Genomic DNA, 19,797 nt, shown 5'->3' on the forward strand with positions numbered 1-19,797 from the left:
TAATAACAAAAAGCCACTTTCAAATCTGTCAATAAAAATCTTAGTGATCAATCCGATCTTCTGACAAATTTAAAATTAAAATACCTTGTGACTTTGATCACTTTTAATTTTTTTTGAAATTCGAATTAAATACTTGTGATGATCAATGTCACGTTTTGTGTTGAGTTGTGGTGAATTTAAAGTGTGACTTGGATCTGTTTTTGTTTTTTGTGAAAGTTTGTGACGGAATTGGTGAGATAAATGCTATCTAGATCTTTCGATAGATTGTATCTATAAGAGTCTTTTCGGCGCACTTCACGGAGCACGCCTAATTAGTTAATGAAAGGGTAAATAAAGAGAGTCGCCACACGGTTCTTCTTGTGATTCCCAACTCTCTATTTAATCACTGTTCTTAATCATCGTTGCTATTTAGTATGATAGACGAGGTAGTCATGAGCTTGCTCGCGTCCCATATACCTTGCCAACGTCTTTTCTTGAACATCGCGCAAATCCACCATAATCAATCCATCTAGAGCGTTATTGAATGCAGGGTCGACGTTGAAGCATACCAGCTTGCCATTGAGGCTTAAGTACTGACGCAGCAAAACGGGCACTCCTTTCCCTTCATCGATTCTGGCAATGACACGTGACAATAGCTGTAAATCACCCAGAGCAGTGAGCATGCTGGTGTTCCAGTCACGGTGGTGCTCAGGAAGTGGGTTAGAAGGTGTGACATACTCTGCGCAGTTGTTATCGTAGTGGTGAAGCGTCATTGATTGAGCCAGCAGTTGGCGTGCAGTATCACTATAGTCGTTGCTAATGCTTACCGGACCAAATAGGTGAGTGTAATCTGGGTTTTGATGAACGAACGTTGCGATGCCTTTCCACAGCAGCAGTAGCGCGCTCATGCTCTTTTGATATTGCTGTGCAATCACAGAGCGCCCCATCTCAATGGATTTACCCATTTGGTCGATAAAGCGTTGGTCATAGTTAAACAACGTTCGTGAATACAGACCTGCTACGCCGCGCTTTTCAATCAGTTGATCAACCAGACCTAAACGATACGCGCCCACCAAGCATTGGTTCTCTCTGTCCCACACAAACAGATGCAGGTAATCATGATCGAAATGGTCAATGTCTATTGCTAGTCCTGTCCCTTCGCCAACCTGTCGGAAATTGAGCTCACGTAGGCGACCAATTTCATGCAGTAGGGAAGGGATACTCTGCGACTCCGTGCAGTAAACATCGAACTCACCACTTGTTAGCAGCTTGGACTCTTTTGGTAAGTTGTTCAGCTCTTCAAGCAATTCGCCTACGGGTAACCCTGCCGCTATTGGAGAGAGCATTTCTGATGAAGAAGAAGGCTTCACTGAATGGGTTTCACGATTGAGCAAATAAGTGTTGAGCCGCAAATAGTTCACTACTTGATCATCGTTAAGCGTGTTGATCTCTTTGAATTTGATTGATTGGCCAAAAGATAAATCAATGGTTTGCGCCTGTTTGTTCAGCAGTTCTCGCCCAAGCAGTAGGGTGCGCAAAAGTGGATGGATTTTCCCTGCCATATAGAAGCGTTTCGAGTTCTGACCACTGATGAATACTGGAACTGTCGTTGCTTTGTTTTTGCGGATTAGGCTACTTACGCTTCGACTCCACGCTTTATCTTCCAAGCGTTGCTGTTTGGCATCGACTAACTGGGAAACCTCACCGGCAGGAAAGACAAGCAATAAGCCGCCACTTGCTAGGTGTTTATTAGCCGCTCTGAGGGCCTTCATATTCGATTTGACGGCGTCTTTGCCTTCAAACACATCGACACCAATGAAGAGCTGATCTAACTCCGGCACGGTTTTCAGGTATTGGTTGGCTAGAATTTGGATATCGTCTCGTACCATCAACAAGAGTTCGGCCAAGATGACGCCTTCCACACAACCAAGCGGATGGTTCGCCACAATGACGGTAGCACCTTGTTTAGGAACTGAATCGAGTGAACCATGAGCAATGCGATAGTCGATACCTAAGATATCCAGCGTGAAGCGGAGAAAAGTTTTGGTATCGGCATTAACGGGGCGTTGGGCGTAGAACTTATCAAGTTGGTTTAAACCGGTTGCCCATTCAGCAACGTTTTCACCAATGCCAAACGGCGTTTTACGAGGGAGACGAAAAGGGGTTGAACTATCCATATTTACCTCAGCGTACAAGTTGCTGATTGGATAGTAGAAATTACAGATGACAGTTCAGAGGCAAAAGCATGAGCCTTTGGTGACAAACTAATGAAGCTTTATTGACTAAAGAAAACGGTATATCACTGTGCTATGAATCAAAACTCGCGTTATGTCTCCCTCTTAAAACAAGAGATAGGCTATCTTATTTAGAACAAAGATTAAGCTAAGTTGATATTTATCAGGGGGAAGTAATGGAACGAGTTTCCAATAAAGCAGCACTTTGGATTGGGCTAAGTTTGATACTTGGTCTTGGCATCCTTGGCTATTTTATGCAGCAGACGGCGGTGAAATACCGAGCCTATGAAAGAGTCGTGACAGTAAAAGGTTTGTCGGAGCGTGAGTATCCTGCTGATACGGTGATTTGGCCGATTCAATTTACTCTAGCGAGTAATGATATGGGGGCCATGTTTGATGAAATTGACCAGCAAACCCGTTTGATTTTGGACTTTCTAAGTGCCAAAGGGCTTCCTGAAACCAGCGTTTCCCTTTCTTCCCCAGCGGTCATTGACAGAAAAGCACAGCAATATGGGAGCGAGCAAGACATTGAGTATCGTTATTTGGCCTCGCGAACCGTTACGGTTTACAGCCAGAGTGTTGATGTTGTTCGAGCGGCAATCAATGAAATAGGTGAGCTAGGAAAACAAGGCGTTTTGCTTAACCAAGATCCTTATGCAAATCGTGTTGAGTACAGCTTTACTAAGCTGAATGATGTGAAGCCAGACATGATCGAAGAAGCGACTAAGAATGCGCGTGAAGTGGCTGAGAAATTTGCGAAAGACTCACAGAGTTCACTGGGTAAGATCAAACGTGCAACTCAAGGGCAGTTCTCGATTTATGACCGAGACAGCAACACGCCTTACATTAAGAAAGTACGAGTGGTATCGACGGTTCAATATTACTTATCTGATTAAAGTTGCGCTCATATAGTCAATAGTTGGTCGTTCCATCACCTTCTATTTGTAGAGGTATCTATGCTCTGTGATAGGGAAATCAGTCTTCGCTGACGCTATATACAAGTACTTTTTTATAAAACTAAGTTCTTAACAGTGATGAGGTGAGTTTGATAATAATCAAGCTCACTTGTTTCTTATGAGCGTAAGTTAGTATGACTTATTGCTAGAAGGAATTAGTATCATGGCATACAAGCACTTTGTTAGAGAACTACTGGGTTTAGCGATTGTTGTCTCTGTCGTCTTTGGCGTATTAGGCGTGATGTTAGAGCTCTTCGCACTGACGGCACTTTGGGAGCATCAGCAAACGATAGCCGATGTTTTTTTCCATGAATCTCTCTACTTCATCGTATTTTTAATCCCACCATACTTCCTCTGGAAGTTGATTAACCGCCCTGAATTGGTTTCTGCTGATCAAGCTTATTTGGCAATGAAGTTAGAGGCTGAAAGTCGACAATGAGTCGATTTAGTGAGTAATGAAAAGAAGAGGCTATGAGAAAACATTAGCCTCTTTTCTATCTGATTCGTGGGGCAAAGTAGTCGCTGCTTTATTGATTAAAAAGCTGCTTCGATTGTGCCTTTGAAAGTGCGATCGAGATAATCACGAATCGCTTGAGATTGATAAATAGAAACGAACTTTTTATACGCTTCATTATTTTTGTCTGCGTCACGAGTGGCGATGACCATGACTGCTAATGGGGCGTCTTTTGCTTCAAGATAGATACTTTGTTTCTTCGGATCTAAACCAGAAGACATTACGTAGTTCATTGTAATCGCAGCCGCGTCCACATCATCTAATGTTCTTGGTAGCTGAGCGGCATCTACCTCGACAAATTCAAATGATTTTGCGTTTTTTGTGATATCAGTTAGGGCGGCTTTATGGCCAACACCCTGTTTCAGCTCAATTAAACCTGCATCGGCGAGTAGCAACAGACCACGACCACCGTTGGTAGGGTCATTTGGAAGCGCTATACGTGCATTGTTTGGAAGCTCTTGCAGTGAGCGATACTTATTGGAATAAAGCCCCATACGCATAAGAATGGACTGACCAATTGATACTAATTGGGCGTTATGGCTACTGTTGAAGTTGTCTAAAAATGGCTGGTGCTGATAGCTATTAATATCGATGCTACCATCGCTAAGAGCGGCATTAGGTGTCACGTAGTCAGAAAACTCAATGACTTCGACATTCAAACCTTGCTTCGCTGCCTCCTTCGCTACCGCCTCGACTACTTGTGCATGTGGTCCAACTGTCGCGCCCACTTTAATGACAGAGTCATCTTTTTCTCCACAAGCGCTTAAGCCGACTACTGCCGTGAGAATCAAAGCTAGTTTCTTTAAGTGACCAATACTTTTCATTGTAGCTCCATTTTTGCTTTAGACGTCCATACGTTTATATGTCCATGCTATCAGAAGTTGTCTGAGGGTCAATGGTTTAAATCACGAGCAGACATTTTGTTTCATTGCTACAAAAAATTTGTATGATGTTTTGGGTCTTAATTTTTGATCAAGCTGAGTGGAAGGTCAAAAAGTGTTACTGACGGGAAGTGTAGAGCCTCGAGAAGCTGCATTAGGCGTAGATATCATTACTCATTAGATAGTTGCTGCAGAGCTGAGCTTTTCGAATGTCATATCACCAACGCAGAAGTTCTCCTTAACTTGCTTAAGTAACCCAACAAGTGAAATTACACCGCCTCATCAATGAAATCTAAACCTGTTAGATCTTCTGAGAAACCGATACCTGTCAGCTTATGTTCGGTCACTAATTCTCGAAGTATATCTGTACAGAATAGGTTTACGGGGCCTTCCTCTACTGACTTGAAGATATATTTATCTTGAGTATCTTCTTCGTCGAAGACTAGTGTCTCCAATCCTATCAATTCACCGTATTCAACTTTGGGAATCGTTAACTGTTTGTTCTCTCTTGCGAATGTCAGTGCTGTATAGAAATACCAAGTTTCACTACCTACATTGATCGGCAAAAACTCTCCACATGTCGACAACTTGTTATGTAAGTAATTGAATGCTTTGGGTGAAAATATGAGGAATGTATTACACCAAATACTTATATCTGGAGTTTCCGAATCTTGCTTGAGAACATCTGCAAACTCCGAATTAACCTTACCCCATATCGGTTGGAGTGATGAATTGTGCGAAGGTTGATGCAGTATGTCTCTTACAAGCTCAAAGTCACCTAATTGTTCAGCTAGGTCACTAGGCAATAATGAAAGAGTTTTAAACTTAGCAGGATCTTCTGTGATTCTATAAACAGTCATGAGCCATTCCAACTTACATCTTTTTTCTGAGTAATCTTTGAAGGGTATTCTCCATCCTTCAGCTCATTTTAATCCTATTTAATTGAGCTACTACCATCTGTTTTGTCATACCACCAGTCACAAATATTCTTGCGATCCAGTTCTCATAGTTAAATCGATGTATTGAACAGTGTGCCGGTGATTTTGGGTCAACCCAATTCAAGTCGTTGTTCTTTTTGAAGTTAATCATCCAGACCCCATTTCTTGGATCATTTATACTTATTTGGTGCATGTGCAGCTCAAGTCGAGCTGCCTGAATTGCTGTTTGTTTGAACCGACCTTTTCCTGGAATAATGTGGTGGGCTTACGAATATTCTGGACCGGGTTAATTGCCAGGCCGATCCCCCACTCTTTAATCGCAATGTTGTACAGGTGACTGAGCAGGGCCAGGTCAATGTGCACGGTGTTAGGTGAGCGTGGCTTAGGGGCCGGGTTACCTCTGGCGTCGCAACTATCCAGGCCAGCTAACCGGTCGTCTCGATACTTGGCAATGATTTCGGGCGTCAGGGCGGCCAGGGAGTATTTTCCCAGGGCTTTGATGAGCGGTTTGGAATGTCTCGCGTCACAGGCAGCGGTCGCCGGTCGTTTGGTAGGTGAGATTTCTGCCAGGTAGCGTTTTAATGCTTCTTCAATGGTGAGGCGTTCTGACGAGGAACGTTTGATGTAGACGCCACGTACAATTTCATCTTCGGTACGTCTTGCCCAATCCTCTGCATCGCGTTTGAGACGAAAAGTTTTAGACGTCGTCGGCCAGCCAGTTTTTCGAATAACGGCTTTCCAGGTACCAGAAGAGGTTTTAACTAAAGTTGCCATGTGAGTACTCCCGAATGCGTACTGTACTGATTTTGTACCTCGGGACGGAATAAAAGGCAACATTCAAAGAAGGGTAAGCGAAGTGCTTGATTTGAATGGTGGCCCCTCGCAGACTTGAACTGCGGACCAATCGATTATGAGTCGACTGCTCTAACCACTGAGCTAAGGGGCCTTAATAGGACAACGATTATAGGGGAAGCGTTGCAAGGTGTCTAGATACCAACTAGGGCAATTGCGCTTAGTTTTTATCCACTTAGAACAGTAGATAATAAAAAAGGTGACCTAAAGTCACCTTTTTTGATTTCTAAAAGCTTGTATGCGCTGCGATTATTCGTCTAGGAAGCTGCGCAGAGTCTCTGAGCGGCTTGGATGGCGAAGTTTACGTAGTGCTTTTGCTTCGATCTGACGGATACGCTCACGAGTAACGTCGAACTGCTTACCAACTTCTTCTAGAGTATGGTCAGTGTTCATGTCAATACCAAAACGCATACGAAGTACTTTCGCTTCACGTGGCGTTAGACCTGCAAGCACGTCTTTTGTTGCCACCTTAAGGCTAGTTGCAGTTGCAGAATCTAGCGGAAGTTCTAGCGTTGTATCTTCGATAAAATCACCTAGATGCGAATCTTCGTCGTCACCGATTGGTGTCTCCATTGAGATAGGCTCTTTAGCGATTTTTAGAACTTTACGAATCTTGTCTTCTGGCATTTGCATACGCTCTGCCAGTTCTTCCGGTAGTGGCTCGCGACCCATCTCTTGCAACATTTGACGAGAAATACGGTTTAGCTTGTTGATCGTTTCGATCATGTGTACCGGGATACGAATCGTACGTGCTTGGTCCGCGATTGAACGAGTGATTGCCTGACGGATCCACCACGTTGCGTAAGTCGAGAACTTGTAACCACGACGATATTCGAACTTATCTACCGCTTTCATCAGACCGATGTTACCTTCTTGGATCAGATCCAAGAACTGTAGGCCACGGTTGGTGTATTTCTTCGCGATAGAAATTACAAGACGCAAGTTCGCTTCAACCATCTCTTTCTTCGCACGGCGAGCTTTTGCTTCACCGATAGACATACGACGGCTGATGTCTTTAATGTTCTGTACGTTTAGAGAAGTCTCTTCTTCAATCATTTTTAGCTTAGCGATTGAACGACGGATTTCTTCTTCGTTACGTTTGATCTTTTCAGCGTATGGCTTGTCTGAAGCAAGAACTTCATCCAGCCAAGCTTCACTTGATTCATTACCAGTGAACAGCGCGATGAATGATTTCTTCGGCATTTTGCCGTATTCAACCACTGACTTCATGATCAGACGCTCTTGAGTACGAACGCGATCCATAGCAGTACGCAGTTCATTCACTAGGTGATCAAACTGTTTAGGCGTTAGACGAAACTCGCGGAATACGTCTAGCATCATTTCATTAGCAACGGTTGCTTTCGGGCTGTTATAGCCGTATTCGTTGATTGCTAATTGAAGATTTTGATAGGTGCTGCGTAGTTGGTTGAATTTCTCTAGCGCTAATTCAGGATCGATACCTACATCTTCTTCAGAATCATCTGAATCGTCATCGCTATCTTCGTCGTCATCAACGTCTTCATCGTCTTCTTCTTCTAACTGAGATTCAGTCAGTTCAGAACCGATGTGTGTTGCCGTTGGTGCAGCGGTGTCGTCAGCATCTGGATCTACAAAACCTGAAATTAGGTCTGTAAGACGTAGTTCTTCAGCCTGAACTTTGTCAAATTGCTCAAGAATGTACGGAATTGTGCCTGGGTATTCAGCAACAGACGATTGAACTTGGTTAATACCTTCTTCAATACGTTTTGCGATGTCGATTTCGCCTTCGCGAGTTAGAAGTTCGACAGTACCCATCTCACGCATGTACATACGTACTGGGTCTGTTGTACGACCAATCTCACTCTCTACGCTAGAAAGTGCAGCGGCTGCAGCTTCGGCTGCATCTTCATCGGTAATATTTGTGTCATCGTTCAGTGCTAAATCATCAGCATCAGGAGCAGTTTCTACTACCTTAATGCCCATGTCGTTGATCATCTGAATGATGTCTTCTACCTGTTCTGAATCTACGATTTCAGCAGGTAGGTGGTCATTTACTTCGGCGTAGGTCAGATAGCCTTGTTCCTTGCCTTTAATAACAAGTGACTTTAGCTGTGACTGCGGATTGTGATCCATAGACGGTATCCAACTTCGTAATCTGGTGAAGGAATCAGTATGCGAAATGCAAACCACTTACTATAACAAATTAAATCGTTGCTGACTAATTAAACAGGGTTACGCTTTTAAATCTAGCATAAGTGCTAGCAGCTCCCTTTTCTCTTCGGCTGATAAACCGACACTTCTTGCTTTGGCCTGCAGGTTTTCAATTTGTTTTTCTACGCACTGGGCAATAATTTTATCCAGTGAGTCTAAAAAGATTTCTTCTTGGTTGTCCTCATCGAGTGGAATGTCCCAACTCGCGAGACGAGACAGAAGGGTCTCATTTTGGCTGTTTCGCCAATGCTCTAATAATTGGCCTGTGTTGATATGGGGATGCGCTTGGCATTTATCAAGTACATCAACAAATAAACTTAGACCAGGAATGGGCAAATCTCTAACGCTAGTTAGATCTGGCACCATACTTACGTATTGTGGGTTTTGAATCAGTAACGCGATCACTTCTCGCATCGGCGTTCGCTTGATTTCTTTATGAGGTTGAGGCCTTTTATCCTCTTTACCTTGTTTTGAAATTAGCTGCTGTAGTTGGCGTTCATCAACTAAACCCAAACGGCGGCCAAGCAATTCTCTCAAGTATAGTCTTAAAGTGCCGCCAGGGACTTTATCAATGAGAGGAACCGCAAGAGTACTCAGTTTTGCCATGCCTTCTTTCGTGCTCATATCGACCTGCTGAGTCAATGAGCTGAACATGAATTCAGACAAGGGCATCGCATTAGACACTTGCTGCTCAAATGCTTGTTTTCCGTTTTGTCGGATATAAGAGTCGGGATCTTCTCCATCCGGCAAAAACATGAATTTTAACTGGCGACCATCCGTTAGGTAAGGCAATGCATTTTCCATGGCACGCCACGCGGCTTCACGGCCTGCGCGGTCACCGTCATAACAACACACGACGGTGCTTGTTTGCCTGAATAACACTTGCAAGTGATCGCCCGTTGTCGAGGTTCCCAATGAGGCAACGGAATAATCTACGCCATATTGAGCAAGTGCGACAACATCCATATAGCCTTCAACCACTAAAATTTGTGGTGGCTCACGGTACGCTTGTAGTACTTCATAAAGGCCATACAACTCTTTACCTTTATGAAATATCGGGGTTTCGGGTGAGTTGAGATATTTTGGTGTCCCATCACCTAATACTCGACCACCAAAGCCTATTACTCGACCGCGTCTGTCTCGAATAGGAAACATCACTCGACCACGGAATCGGTCGTAGCGGTTGCCTTTATCGTTTTCAATCAACATGCCGCCAGTGACGAGCATGTCTTGGTTTTCTTTATTCTGGCCAAAGTTCTTACGAACTAAATCCCATTCATCAGCCACATAGCCGATGCCAAACTTCTGGACGATTTCACCAGACAGGCCACGATCTTTTAGATACTCAATCGCCACCTTACTTGCTGGCTGTTTGAGTTGGTTACGATAAAATTGAGCAATGCTGCCCATTAAGTCGTATAGGTTACGTTTTTCACTGCTGCTTGCTTGTGGGCCTGATTGAAACGAACCATTACCGCCGCTACGTTGTTCGCGAGGAACATCTAAACCCAAGTATGAAGCGAGTTCTTCAATGGCTTCGACGAATTCTAGTCGGTCGAATTCCATCAAAAAATCGATGGCATTTCCATGCGCGCCACAACCAAAACAATGGTAGAACTGCTTTTCTTGACTGACACTGAATGAGGGTGTCTTTTCGTTGTGGAACGGGCAGCATGCGCCGTAGTTTTTGCCTTTTTTCTTAAGTTTCACACGTGCGTCGATGATATCGACAATATCAAGTCGAGCTAGAAGGTCATCGATAAAACTGCGAGGGATGTGTCCAGCCATAAAACCTAACAAAAAAAGAAGATGATGAGTGGAGTGAATGCCTTCAAAGAATGAGCGTATTGCCCATTGATTTCATTCCATCCATCCAGATACAAACAAGCCGTGCGCTCCAAAGGATAGCACGGCTTGCTGCAATTGGGTGGGGTACCTTAAGCCAATTTAGCGCGAACTAAACCGCTTACTTTACCCATATCTGCACGCCCTTGAATTTGCGGTTTCAGAACGCCCATTACTTTGCCCATGTCTTGCATGCCAGCTGCGCCAGATTCAGCAATCGCGTTCTCGATGAGAGCTGCTACTTCTTCGTCTGTCAGTGGTTGAGGCATAAAGTCCTCAAGAACGGTAATTTCTGCTTGTTCCGCATCAGCAAGATCTTGACGACCCGCTGCTTCAAACTGCGCTACAGAATCGCGACGTTGTTTAACCATCTTGGTCAATACTGCAAGAATGTCGTCATCGTTCAGAGTAATCTGTTCGTCAACTTCACGTTGCTTGATTGCTGATAGGGCTAAACGAATAGTACCAAGGCGCAATTTGTCCTTGGCTTTCATCGCTAATTTTTGCTCTTCTTTGAGTTGATCAATCAGAGCCATAACTAAATTCCTTTTGGAGCTCAGTTATTAGTACAGGCGAACGCGACGAGCGTTTTCGCGAGCTAGCTTCTTAGCGTGACGCTTTTGAGCTGCTGCTTTAGCGCGTTTGCGAACTGTAGTTGGTTTTTCGTAGTGCTCACGACGACGCACTTCAGAAAGGATACCTGCTTTTTCGCAAGAGCGCTTAAAACGACGTAGAGCAACGTCGAACGGTTCGTTTTCACGTACTTTAACTACTGGCATATGCCTTTCACCTCAGGGGTTATTCGTTAACGCTGGTATTCAACAGACCAAATCACAATTGTTAGGTCTCTTACCAGCTTGATCAAAAATGGTGCGGAATTTTAATCCGATCACAACTACTTTGTAAAGCCTTTTGTCGATTATTGTCTGTACAAAATTTGTTTGCAGCACCAAGGCGAGGTAATATGACGCCCAAATTTCCTCTATACAGAAAGCATACTGAGAAAACCATGCGCATTATTGGTATTGAAACCTCTTGTGACGAGACTGGCATCGCAATTTATGACGATGAAAACGGTCTCTTGTCACACAAGCTATACAGCCAAGTAAAACTGCACGCAGATTACGGCGGTGTGGTGCCTGAGTTGGCTTCACGTGACCACGTAAAGAAAACCATTCCTCTTATTAAAGAGGCACTAAAAGAAGCGAACTTAACTTCAAAAGACATCGATGGTGTCGCGTATACCGCGGGGCCTGGTCTTGTTGGGGCGCTATTAGTGGGTGCGACTATCGGTCGCAGTATTGCTTATGCTTGGGGAGTGCCAGCGGTACCTGTTCATCATATGGAAGGTCACCTATTGGCCCCAATGTTGGAAGATAACCCTCCACCGTTCCCGTTTGTGGCGGTATTAGTATCGGGCGGTCACTCTATGATGGTGGAAGTGAGAGGCATCGGTGAGTACAAAATTCTAGGTGAGTCGATTGATGATGCGGCGGGCGAAGCGTTTGATAAAACAGCGAAGCTAATGGGTTTGGATTACCCAGGCGGTCCACTATTATCTAAACTGGCGGAAAAAGGTACACCGGGCCGCTTTAAGTTCCCGCGCCCAATGACGAATGTGCCAGGTTTGGACATGAGTTTCTCTGGTCTAAAAACCTTTACGGCTAACACGATTGCTGCAAACGGTGATGACGAGCAAACCCGCGCGGACATCGCATTGGCATTTGAAGAGGCTGTGTGTGCTACGTTGGCTATTAAATGTAAGCGCGCGCTTGAGCAAACAGGCATGAAACGCATTGTTATTGCTGGTGGTGTGAGTGCTAACCGTCGTTTGCGAGCTGAGTTAGAGAAGTTAGCGAAGAAAGTTGGCGGCGAAGTTTACTACCCACGTACTGAGTTCTGTACAGATAACGGTGCGATGATCGCTTACGCAGGCATGCAGCGCTTGAAGAATGGCGAAGTGGCTGATATGTCAGTAGAGGCTCGTCCACGTTGGCCAATTGATCAACTAACACCTGTCGCTTAGTCAAATTTATGCGGTAGGTTTGAAACCGGTTCTTTGTAATAAAGGTCTCTGCTCCTCAGAGGCCTTTATTTTTAATTATTCAATGAACCGCCTCGTTTTACATTCTGACTGATGCGATCAGTTCGCGATTGTTTCAGTGCTAGGATGACGTGGAAGAATAAGAAATGGATATAACAATGAATAAGTTTGAAATTGAAGGTCAGCAACTTGCTTATCTAGATAAAGGTGAGGGCCCTGTGCTTCTATTTGGTCATAGTTACCTTTGGGATAGCCAAATGTGGGCGCCACAAGTTGAGGTTTTAAGCCAGTCATTCCGTTGTATTGTGCCAGATCTTTGGGCACATGGTGAATCGGACGCTGCACCTGCATCGACACAGTCATTGGCCGACTATGCACAACATATGTTGGCATTGATGGATCATTTAGATATCGAAGAATTCTCGATAGTGGGCTTATCTGTTGGCGGCATGTGGGGAGCTGAGCTAACGGCTCAAGCGCCGCAACGTGTTAAGTCACTGGTATTGATGGATACCTTCATTGGCTGGGAGCCAGAAGTTACGTATAAAAAGTATTTTGCAATGCTTGATACCATCAGCCAAGTCCAAGCAGTGCCTGCGCCAATTATTGAAGCCGTTGTGCCGCTGTTCTTTGCCAACAACGTCAATCAGGATAACCCTAAACTTGTCGCTTCATTCAAACGCAGTTTAGAAGAGCTGAACGGTGAGCGTGCGGTGGAAGTAGCTCGCATGGGGCGCATGGTGTTTGGTCGCCGTGATGTGATTGAAGATTCGGAAAAATTCGCTCTGCCGACGTTAATTGCGGTGGGCTGTGAAGATAAGCCTCGCCCGGTTTTCGAATCGTATTTAATGAAAGACTGTATCACGGGCAGTGAGTTGGTAGAAATTCCGCAAGCGGGACACATCAGTTGTTTAGAACAGCCGGAGTTCGTCAACCAAATGTTGTTGAACTTCCTGAATCGAGTTCATGCGTAACCAATGCATCCCTCTTTAAACGAAAAACTCGGCATTAAGCCGAGTTTTTTTGTGTCAGTTTCTTCTCGCCGATTTTTGGCTCGTCGCCAGACAAAAGCCGACGAATATTTTGATGATGCTTAAATACGATTAAGCAACACAGCATAGCAACAGGTAACGTGTATTGCGGTTTAAACATCCAAGTATAAAACGGAGTGACCAAAACCGTGACGAGAGCCGCTAAGGATGAATAGCGGAATAGCGCGGCTACTGACAGCCAAGTTAACATCACCAATCCTGTTAAGTCCAAACCAATCGGAGCGATAGCGCCAAGCGCGGTTGCGACACCTTTTCCGCCTTTAAAGTGGAAAAAGATGGGGTACATGTGGCCAAGACAGGCAGCAATGGCGATGACGCCAAGAATGATAGGGTCGATACCAAGAAAGTATCCGCCCCACACGGGGATAGTGCCTTTGAGCATATCGCACAACAAGACTGAAACAGCGGCTCCTCGTCCGCCAATACGCAATACGTTCGTTGCTCCAGGATTGTTAGATCCCACACTGCGTGGGTCTGGCAGTTTTAAGAGTCGACAGATCAAAACCGCACTGGAAACCGAACCTAATAAATAGGCGGCCATTGTCATTATCAGTGCCAGTGCGTCCATAGAAGTCCTTGATGGATTGGAATTTAATGCTCGGTTCCCGCGTAGTTGCTATCATACCCCGAATTTACATAATGCAGAAATCCTCACTGTGATAGAGCTTGCATTATGTGATTTCTTGTATATAAAGATGCTTTCGCAGTTTATACCTAAGTAACATTGTGATGACCAAAGTAAATGTTACTTAGGTATAGAATACTACGATCAAATTACCCCTCACGGGTATCCGACCTCTGTAATAGAAGGACATAAGATGGCTCTGGATAAAGTTTTTATTGAACAGTTAGAAGTAATCACCACAATTGGCGTGTACGACTGGGAGCAACAAATCAAACAAAAGTTGGTTCTAGATATTGAAATGGCACACGATAATAAACCTGCGGGCAAAAGTGATGATGTGCAAGATGCACTGGATTATTCGCAGGTGAGTGAGGCGGTACTTAACCACATTGAAAATGGTCGTTTCTTACTGGTCGAGCGCGTGGCTGAAGAAGTAGCAGAGCTTATCATGCTGCGTTTCTCAGTGCCTTGGGTGAAAATCCGCCTAGCGAAGCCTGGCGCCGTGCCGCAAGCACGTGCTGTTGGTGTGGTAATTGAGCGAGGCCGAGCATGATCACCACCTATATCGGTGTTGGGACGAACGTAGAAAGAGAGCAACATGTGCTTGCTGCGTATCAGGAGCTGCAACGGCTTGGAGAAAATCTCCTCGTATCACCGATATATGAATGCGAACCTATTGGTTTTAGCAGCAAGAATTTCTACAACTTTGTCGTTGCAATGCGTACCGAGTTGTCATTAGAAGAGTTGAGCCATCAACTACGCGAGATTGAATTTAAGTGGGGACGCGAAGAAAACGCGCAAAAGTATCAGGATCGAACACTGGATCTCGATATAGTGTTGTTCGGTGAGCGCGTCTCCAAGAAAAAACCTGAGCTACCTCGCAGTGATATCTACAAATATCCTTTTGTCACAAAGCCGCTGTATGATCTCGAACCGCAATTAGTGATCCCAGGCGATGGACGCACAGTCGCAGACATTTGGCATGCTATGCAGCCAGTCGATTCGCTCAAACCCGTTTCCTTTCATTTTTAATTTGAGTTGTTTACATGAGTTATTTTGAAGCCTTTATTTTGGCTCTGATTCAGGGGCTGACAGAGTTTTTGCCTATTTCAAGCTCTGCCCATTTGATCCTGCCTTCCGCTATTTTAGGATGGGAAGACCAAGGTCTAGCCTTTGATGTTGCTGTTCACGTCGGTACATTAATGGCTGTCGTGATCTATTTTCGTCATGAAGTAATCACTTTGTTTCAAGCGTTATTTGCTTCGATCTTTAAAGGAGATCGCAGTAAAGAAGCTAAATTGGCTTGGATGATCGTGATTGCGACGATTCCAGCTTGTGTGTTCGGCTTATTGATGAAAGACATCATTGAAGTGTATCTACGTAGCGCTTACGTCATCGCGACTACTACGATCGTATTTGGCCTGTTGCTATGGTGGGTAGACAAAAACGCTAAACTCGTTGCCGATGAATACCAAACGGGTTGGAAGAAAGCTGTATTTATCGGTATTGCTCAAGCCTTAGCGATGATTCCTGGAACTTCACGTTCAGGGGCGACCATCACAGCAGCGCTTTACCTTGGCTTTACTCGAGAAGCGGCTGCCCGATTTTCGTTTTTAATGTCGATCCCAATCATTACATTAGCTGGTAGCTACTTAGGCATGAAGTTAGTGACCAGTGGTGAACCTGTCCATGTTGGTTTCTTAATGACTGGCATTATCACATCGTTTATCAGTGCGTACATCTGTATCCACTTCTTCTTGAAGATGATTTCACGAATGGGCATGACACCGTTTGTGATTTACCGTCTCATTTTGGGCGTCGGTTTGTTCGCTTTTCTATTAAGTGCATAATTGATGTTAACGAAAAACGCCCGCGAAATCCGCGGGCGTTTTTGTTTGTTCGTTACTTCTTAAGTGCTGCTTTCACTGCTTCAATACGTCGTTTTTCTTGCTCGTCACGAATCGCAGGGCCTTTAAAGCCCTCTTTGATAATGGCTTGAACGTCAACTGCCGCTGCTGCTTGGTAGGCTTGCCTAAAAATATCCGCCTGTGGATATGGTTGCGTTTCCAGTCCTTTACGACCAGCGTGATCCGCTTGGCAGCAAAGCAAGATATCTTGCAGACGTTCGGACTTACGCCACACATCAAGTTTATTGAGTATTTTAATTATGGTTTGTGGTTTAAGTTCAGCCGCGCGATGAATATTGGAGTGCTGTTCGCACACCATCAAGGCTAAATCACGAAACTCATTTGGTACCCGGACACGTTCGCACAGCTTTTTGATCAGTTTTAATCCTGTATGGCAATGCATTTTGTGGCTTGGCCATTCGCTCTCTGGCGTCACGCCCTTACCCAAGTCATGCACTTGGGCGGCAAACCTGACGGGGAGTGAGTTACTCAATTTTGCGGCTTGCTCTGCCACCATCAAAGTATGGATGCCAGTATCGATTTCTGGATGCCACTTCTCAGGTTGAGGTACGCCAAATAGTGCATCAATTTCAGGTAACACCACGGTTAATGCACCACAGTCTCGTAGAACCGATAAGAAAATATCAGGGCGAGGAGTAGAGAGAGATTTATGCCATTCTTGCCAAACACGCTCGGGAGTCAGTGTGCTCAGCTCTCCGGACTCTGCCATGTGACGCATTAACCGCATGGTTTCGTCGGCAACCGTAAAGTTTAGATCAGCAAGCTTCGCTGCGAAGCGAGCGACACGTAAAACGCGTAGAGGGTCTTCAATAAAGGCGTCTGATACATGGCGTAGCAGTTTATCGTTGAGATCTTGCTGGCCACCATATGGGTCATGGATCGTGCCATCACTCTCCATTGCCATCGCGTTAATGGTTAAATCACGACGTATCAAATCTTCTTCTAAGGTGACGTTTTGATCGAAGAAACATTCAAAACCAGTGTAACCAGAACCTGACTTTCTCTCTGTTCGTGCAAGGGCATATTCTTCTTTACTTTTGGGATGCAGAAATACAGGAAAGTCTTTACCAACGGCGGTGTATCCTTGGGACAGCATCATCTCGGGCGTCGCGCCTACGACCACCCAGTCGTTGTCATAACTATCAATTCCGAGCAATTTATCTCGAACTGCGCCACCTACTAAATAAACTTGCACGAATTACCTCTTAATTTATGGATATGCCGTTGGACATTGTAGCAAGCAATGGTACTTTTCTTTACTCCTAAGAATAGAAGAAGAGCGTTTATACCATGTCTGACTATTCCCAGGTGGTTTTTTAGCTGGAGAGCCTAATGTATAAGGACTTTTTTGGGTTTGTCGAACAACCATTTTCGATTGTTCCAAACTCACGTTATTTGTATTTAAGCCAACGTCACAAAGAGGCAATCACACATCTCCAAGCTGGGCTAGGCGATGGCGGTGGCTTTGCTATGCTTACTGGCGAAGTAGGTACAGGCAAAACGACCGTCGCAAAAGCGATGCTGGCGAATTTGGGTGATAACACCAAAGCGGGTCTTATTCTCAATCCCACGTTTTCGAGTAGAGACTTGCTCGAAGCCATTTGCGATGAGTTCAAAATCACCTATCCGCCAGATGCAAACCTCAAACAGCTAAACCAGGTTATCCATCAATATTTGCTGCGTAATTATCGTTCAGGCTGGCAGACATTGCTGGTCATTGATGAGGCTCAACACCTTGCCGCCGACGTTCTAGAGCAGTTGCGCTTGTTGACCAACTTGGAAACCGATACCAGAAAATTGCTCAAAGTGTTGTTGGTCGGGCAGCCTGAATTGCAGCGGTTATTACAAACAACACAACTACGCCAACTTGCCCAGCGTATTACCGGGCGTTATCACCTGTTGCCGTTGGATGAAAAAGAGACAGAAGATTACATCGCATTTCGACTACATACAGCAGGTGGCGACCAGCAACTGTTTAATCGTGCTTCTTGTAAACTTATAGCCAAATACAGTCACGGTATACCGCGGCTCATCAACCTTATCTGTGACAAATCCCTCAACATTAGTTATCACCAGGGTAATGTGGTGGTGGATAAGCAAACCGTTCAGCAGGCCTGTGAAGAGGTGATGCAGTTTCAGGCAGATATTTATCAGCAAGATAAAAAAGAGCGCCGGACTTTCCGTTGGCCTGCTTGGGGCTCTGTCACGGTAGGCCTTATTGCTGCATTAAGTACGGGGTGGGCGGTCGTGAATTATATGCCAGCTCAAGCGACGTCAGTGTTGACACAAGTGACGGAGCCAAGAGTAGAGCCAACACCAACCGTCGTCAGCCAACAGTTAACGGATGAGCAGCGTGCTTTATTGTTAACACAAAAACAGTCGAACCTCGCTGTAAATGATTTGTATCGTTTGTGGGGGTATCAAGCATCGGTTCGCGATAACCTTTGTTTGTCAGAACCGCAGTCGACTATGCGTTGTGAGCGTAAAATGGCGACTTGGCCGCTGTTGATGCAACAAAATCGCCCTGTGATCTTGGAGTTGAATTATCAAGGTGATGTTGGGTATGTCATTCTATATGCCGTCGGTAATGACCAAGCTGAAGTGCTCAATGGTAAGCAGCGTCTCCGTCTGCCAATTTCATGGTTAAAGCCGTTGTGGCAGGGCAATATTATCGAACTGTGGCATGCTCCGCTGAATGAAACATTACGTTTAGACATGGAAGGCCCTGCGATTGAAGTATTAGACCGATTATTAGCAGAAGCGGTGAGTGAGCCACTGCTTGAAACGTCTATTTTTGATGGTGCGATGAAAGAGCGAGTCGAGTTATTTCAACGCTGGCAAGGAATTGGTGTCGATGGTATTGCAGGTAAGCGAACGCTAGACCGACTTCAGCAAAATGTTCAGCCAGATGCGCCTCAACTGGCGAGAATAGAGAAGGAGGACGCATAATGTCAGCTGTGAAACATATAGGTCTGTTCTTGCTGCCAATCACTGCTTCTGCTATTGGAGTCGCTTGGTACTTAGATCTCTTTGCACCGAGTGTTGAAGTAGATACAACGTCCCCGATAGAAAAGGTCGAAGTGGTATCACCTTTCAAAGTATTAGACTATCCAGAGAACACCCAGTTGGCCCAATTGCCAAGAGAGTGGCCAAGTGCAGAGCTATCGCGTGATTTTGGTACATTTACCACCCCCGATGAATACACGAGCCATACACCAAGCAGAGATGAAACACGCAACTCAGCATCAACCCAAACGACTTCTCCTGCTGAAGAGGACCTCGGGTTGTCTTTGGATGATCTGGATTTATCCTCATTATCTCCTGATTTAGCTAGGAAGGTCGAAAATGCCTTATCCCGAGATGATGACAACTCTTCATCACAAACGGCACGCGTGAACGATTTAGAGCGCAACGCTCACCAGTGGCAAGGGCGTCTACCTGCGCTTAATTTGCAAACCCATATGTACGCTAGTGATGAAAATCGCCGTTGGGTGAAAATTAACAATGTTGAGTATCATCAAGGGGATGTCGTTGATGATCAGGTCACTCTAAGAGAAATACAACCGCAAGCTGTGATTGTTGAGTTCCAAGGTGAGCAAATTCGTATACCAGCGTTGTATGAGTGGAAAGGCTAACTCTTGTAGAAACACATCAAGCCAGCGAAATCATATCGCTGGCTTTTTATTTTTCAGAGCATCTTTTGCATCTATTCTGGTGATGATTTTTAGATACTCAAACAAGCAAAATATAGCTTTTCTC

General features: G+C 44.9%; 19 protein-coding genes and 1 tRNA gene. 9 read left to right on the forward strand and 11 right to left on the reverse strand.

All coding sequences use genetic code 11. The features are described from left to right. Nucleotides 1–404: 404 nt before the first annotated feature. Nucleotides 405–2,156, reverse strand: a complete 1,752-nt coding sequence (locus tag H9L11_RS08800) for a GNAT family N-acyltransferase (protein ID WP_054576653.1) — start codon at nucleotides 2,154–2,156, stop codon at nucleotides 405–407. A 233-nt stretch (nucleotides 2,157–2,389) separates the two neighbouring features. Here H9L11_RS08800 and H9L11_RS08805 point away from each other — a divergent pair, with 233 nt between their 5' ends. Both H9L11_RS08805 and H9L11_RS08810 read left to right on the forward strand, forming a co-directional pair. Then, nucleotides 2,390–3,109 (forward strand): SIMPL domain-containing protein, encoded by a 720-nt coding sequence (locus H9L11_RS08805; protein ID WP_005379714.1) that lies wholly within the window; start codon nucleotides 2,390–2,392, stop codon nucleotides 3,107–3,109. A 223-nt stretch (nucleotides 3,110–3,332) separates the two neighbouring features. Next, nucleotides 3,333–3,608 (forward strand): hypothetical protein, encoded by a 276-nt coding sequence (locus H9L11_RS08810; protein WP_005379716.1) that lies wholly within the window; start codon nucleotides 3,333–3,335, stop codon nucleotides 3,606–3,608. A gap of 95 nt (nucleotides 3,609–3,703) precedes the next feature. On the opposite strand, the gene H9L11_RS08815 is transcribed toward H9L11_RS08810, so the two are convergent. The 8 genes from H9L11_RS08815 to rpsU all read right to left on the reverse strand — a co-directional run bounded on the left by H9L11_RS08815 (nucleotide 3,704) and on the right by rpsU (nucleotide 11,168). Beyond that, complete coding sequence (locus tag H9L11_RS08815) at nucleotides 3,704–4,507, reverse strand: MetQ/NlpA family ABC transporter substrate-binding protein (protein WP_017633488.1); 804 nt, start codon at nucleotides 4,505–4,507, stop codon at nucleotides 3,704–3,706. 326 nt (nucleotides 4,508–4,833) lie between these two features. Continuing rightward, nucleotides 4,834–5,424 carry a hypothetical protein gene (locus tag H9L11_RS08820; protein ID WP_205390706.1) on the reverse strand — a complete coding sequence of 197 codons (591 nt, stop codon included), beginning with the start codon at nucleotides 5,422–5,424 and terminating at the stop codon, nucleotides 4,834–4,836. 258 nt (nucleotides 5,425–5,682) lie between these two features. Beyond that, complete coding sequence (locus H9L11_RS08830) at nucleotides 5,683–6,276, reverse strand: hypothetical protein (protein ID WP_226083798.1); 594 nt, start codon at nucleotides 6,274–6,276, stop codon at nucleotides 5,683–5,685. Nucleotides 6,277–6,372: 96 nt separating this feature from the next. Continuing rightward, nucleotides 6,373–6,448: transfer RNA gene (locus tag H9L11_RS08835), tRNA-Ile, on the reverse strand. Nucleotides 6,449–6,603: 155 nt separating this feature from the next. Further along, nucleotides 6,604–8,466 (reverse strand): RNA polymerase sigma factor RpoD, encoded by a 1,863-nt coding sequence (gene rpoD, locus H9L11_RS08840; protein ID WP_005395986.1) that lies wholly within the window; start codon nucleotides 8,464–8,466, stop codon nucleotides 6,604–6,606. A gap of 99 nt (nucleotides 8,467–8,565) precedes the next feature. Further along, complete coding sequence (gene dnaG, locus H9L11_RS08845) at nucleotides 8,566–10,332, reverse strand: DNA primase (RefSeq protein ID WP_005379719.1); 1,767 nt, start codon at nucleotides 10,330–10,332, stop codon at nucleotides 8,566–8,568. Nucleotides 10,333–10,481: 149 nt separating this feature from the next. Beyond that, complete coding sequence (locus H9L11_RS08850) at nucleotides 10,482–10,925, reverse strand: GatB/YqeY domain-containing protein (RefSeq protein WP_005379720.1); 444 nt, start codon at nucleotides 10,923–10,925, stop codon at nucleotides 10,482–10,484. Between the two features lie 27 nt (nucleotides 10,926–10,952). After that, nucleotides 10,953–11,168 carry a 30S ribosomal protein S21 gene (gene rpsU / locus H9L11_RS08855; protein ID WP_001145625.1) on the reverse strand — a complete coding sequence of 72 codons (216 nt, stop codon included), beginning with the start codon at nucleotides 11,166–11,168 and terminating at the stop codon, nucleotides 10,953–10,955. Nucleotides 11,169–11,398: 230 nt separating this feature from the next. Between rpsU and tsaD the strand changes: the two genes are divergently transcribed. Together tsaD and H9L11_RS08865 are read left to right on the forward strand one after the other, a co-directional pair. Continuing rightward, on the forward strand, nucleotides 11,399–12,415 hold the full coding sequence (gene tsaD / locus H9L11_RS08860) for a tRNA (adenosine(37)-N6)-threonylcarbamoyltransferase complex transferase subunit TsaD (RefSeq protein ID WP_005379854.1): 1,017 nt from the start codon (nucleotides 11,399–11,401) through the stop codon (nucleotides 12,413–12,415). Between the two features lie 176 nt (nucleotides 12,416–12,591). Continuing rightward, nucleotides 12,592–13,407 (forward strand): alpha/beta fold hydrolase, encoded by an 816-nt coding sequence (locus H9L11_RS08865; protein WP_005379855.1) that lies wholly within the window; start codon nucleotides 12,592–12,594, stop codon nucleotides 13,405–13,407. A 34-nt stretch (nucleotides 13,408–13,441) separates the two neighbouring features. Here the strand turns inward: H9L11_RS08865 and plsY are convergent, their stop codons facing one another. After that, entirely contained in the window at nucleotides 13,442–14,053 is a 612-nt protein-coding gene (plsY, locus tag H9L11_RS08870) for a glycerol-3-phosphate 1-O-acyltransferase PlsY (protein WP_005379857.1), read from the reverse strand. Nucleotides 14,054–14,303: 250 nt separating this feature from the next. Here plsY and folB point away from each other — a divergent pair, with 250 nt between their 5' ends. The 3 genes from folB to H9L11_RS08885 are packed head-to-tail and all read left to right on the forward strand — an operon-like array spanning nucleotide 14,304 to nucleotide 15,960. After that, on the forward strand, nucleotides 14,304–14,663 hold the full coding sequence (gene folB / locus H9L11_RS08875; protein WP_005379859.1) for a bifunctional dihydroneopterin aldolase/7,8-dihydroneopterin epimerase: 360 nt from the start codon (nucleotides 14,304–14,306) through the stop codon (nucleotides 14,661–14,663). Then, on the forward strand, nucleotides 14,660–15,142 hold the full coding sequence (gene folK, locus H9L11_RS08880) for a 2-amino-4-hydroxy-6-hydroxymethyldihydropteridine diphosphokinase (RefSeq protein ID WP_005387457.1): 483 nt from the start codon (nucleotides 14,660–14,662) through the stop codon (nucleotides 15,140–15,142). Before folB ends, folK begins: the two co-directional genes overlap by 4 nt. A gap of 14 nt (nucleotides 15,143–15,156) precedes the next feature. Further along, nucleotides 15,157–15,960 carry an undecaprenyl-diphosphate phosphatase gene (locus H9L11_RS08885; RefSeq protein WP_017820255.1) on the forward strand — a complete coding sequence of 268 codons (804 nt, stop codon included), beginning with the start codon at nucleotides 15,157–15,159 and terminating at the stop codon, nucleotides 15,958–15,960. A gap of 52 nt (nucleotides 15,961–16,012) precedes the next feature. On the opposite strand, the gene H9L11_RS08890 is transcribed toward H9L11_RS08885, so the two are convergent. Continuing rightward, entirely contained in the window at nucleotides 16,013–17,233 is a 1,221-nt protein-coding gene (locus H9L11_RS08890) for a multifunctional CCA addition/repair protein (RefSeq protein WP_005379907.1), read from the reverse strand. A 137-nt stretch (nucleotides 17,234–17,370) separates the two neighbouring features. On the opposite strand from H9L11_RS08890, the gene H9L11_RS08895 reads away from it, so the two are divergent. After that, nucleotides 17,371–18,987, forward strand: a complete 1,617-nt coding sequence (locus tag H9L11_RS08895; protein ID WP_017820254.1) for an ExeA family protein — start codon at nucleotides 17,371–17,373, stop codon at nucleotides 18,985–18,987. Beyond that, nucleotides 18,987–19,673 (forward strand): general secretion pathway protein GspB, encoded by a 687-nt coding sequence (locus H9L11_RS08900; RefSeq protein ID WP_017820253.1) that lies wholly within the window; start codon nucleotides 18,987–18,989, stop codon nucleotides 19,671–19,673. The genes H9L11_RS08895 and H9L11_RS08900 overlap by 1 nt, the downstream gene beginning before the upstream one ends. Nucleotides 19,674–19,797 lie beyond the last annotated feature (124 nt).

The sequence above is a fragment of the Vibrio sp. sp1 genome (genome assembly GCF_016920955.1).
Classification (GTDB): Bacteria; Pseudomonadota; Gammaproteobacteria; order Enterobacterales; family Vibrionaceae; genus Vibrio; species Vibrio alginolyticus.

Coding starts and splice junctions, on each gene's coding strand:
- plsY (WP_005379857.1), bottom strand. CDS start 14,053: ATGGACGCACTGGCACTGATAATGACAATGGCCGCCTATTTATTAGGT.
- H9L11_RS08800 (WP_054576653.1), bottom strand. CDS start 2,156: ATGGATAGTTCAACCCCTTTTCGTCTCCCTCGTAAAACGCCGTTTGGC.
- rpsU (WP_001145625.1), bottom strand. CDS start 11,168: ATGCCAGTAGTTAAAGTACGTGAAAACGAACCGTTCGACGTTGCTCTA.
- H9L11_RS08850 (WP_005379720.1), bottom strand. CDS start 10,925: ATGGCTCTGATTGATCAACTCAAAGAAGAGCAAAAATTAGCGATGAAA.
- rpoD (WP_005395986.1), bottom strand. CDS start 8,466: ATGGATCACAATCCGCAGTCACAGCTAAAGTCACTTGTTATTAAAGGC.
- folK (WP_005387457.1), top strand. CDS start 14,660: ATGATCACCACCTATATCGGTGTTGGGACGAACGTAGAAAGAGAGCAA.
- dnaG (WP_005379719.1), bottom strand. CDS start 10,332: ATGGCTGGACACATCCCTCGCAGTTTTATCGATGACCTTCTAGCTCGA.
- H9L11_RS08830 (WP_226083798.1), bottom strand. CDS start 6,276: ATGGCAACTTTAGTTAAAACCTCTTCTGGTACCTGGAAAGCCGTTATT.
- H9L11_RS08885 (WP_017820255.1), top strand. CDS start 15,157: ATGAGTTATTTTGAAGCCTTTATTTTGGCTCTGATTCAGGGGCTGACA.
- H9L11_RS08805 (WP_005379714.1), top strand. CDS start 2,390: ATGGAACGAGTTTCCAATAAAGCAGCACTTTGGATTGGGCTAAGTTTG.
- H9L11_RS08865 (WP_005379855.1), top strand. CDS start 12,592: ATGAATAAGTTTGAAATTGAAGGTCAGCAACTTGCTTATCTAGATAAA.
- H9L11_RS08895 (WP_017820254.1), top strand. CDS start 17,371: ATGTATAAGGACTTTTTTGGGTTTGTCGAACAACCATTTTCGATTGTT.
- tsaD (WP_005379854.1), top strand. CDS start 11,399: ATGCGCATTATTGGTATTGAAACCTCTTGTGACGAGACTGGCATCGCA.
- H9L11_RS08820 (WP_205390706.1), bottom strand. CDS start 5,424: ATGACTGTTTATAGAATCACAGAAGATCCTGCTAAGTTTAAAACTCTT.
- H9L11_RS08900 (WP_017820253.1), top strand. CDS start 18,987: ATGTCAGCTGTGAAACATATAGGTCTGTTCTTGCTGCCAATCACTGCT.
- folB (WP_005379859.1), top strand. CDS start 14,304: ATGGCTCTGGATAAAGTTTTTATTGAACAGTTAGAAGTAATCACCACA.
- H9L11_RS08810 (WP_005379716.1), top strand. CDS start 3,333: ATGGCATACAAGCACTTTGTTAGAGAACTACTGGGTTTAGCGATTGTT.
- H9L11_RS08815 (WP_017633488.1), bottom strand. CDS start 4,507: ATGAAAAGTATTGGTCACTTAAAGAAACTAGCTTTGATTCTCACGGCA.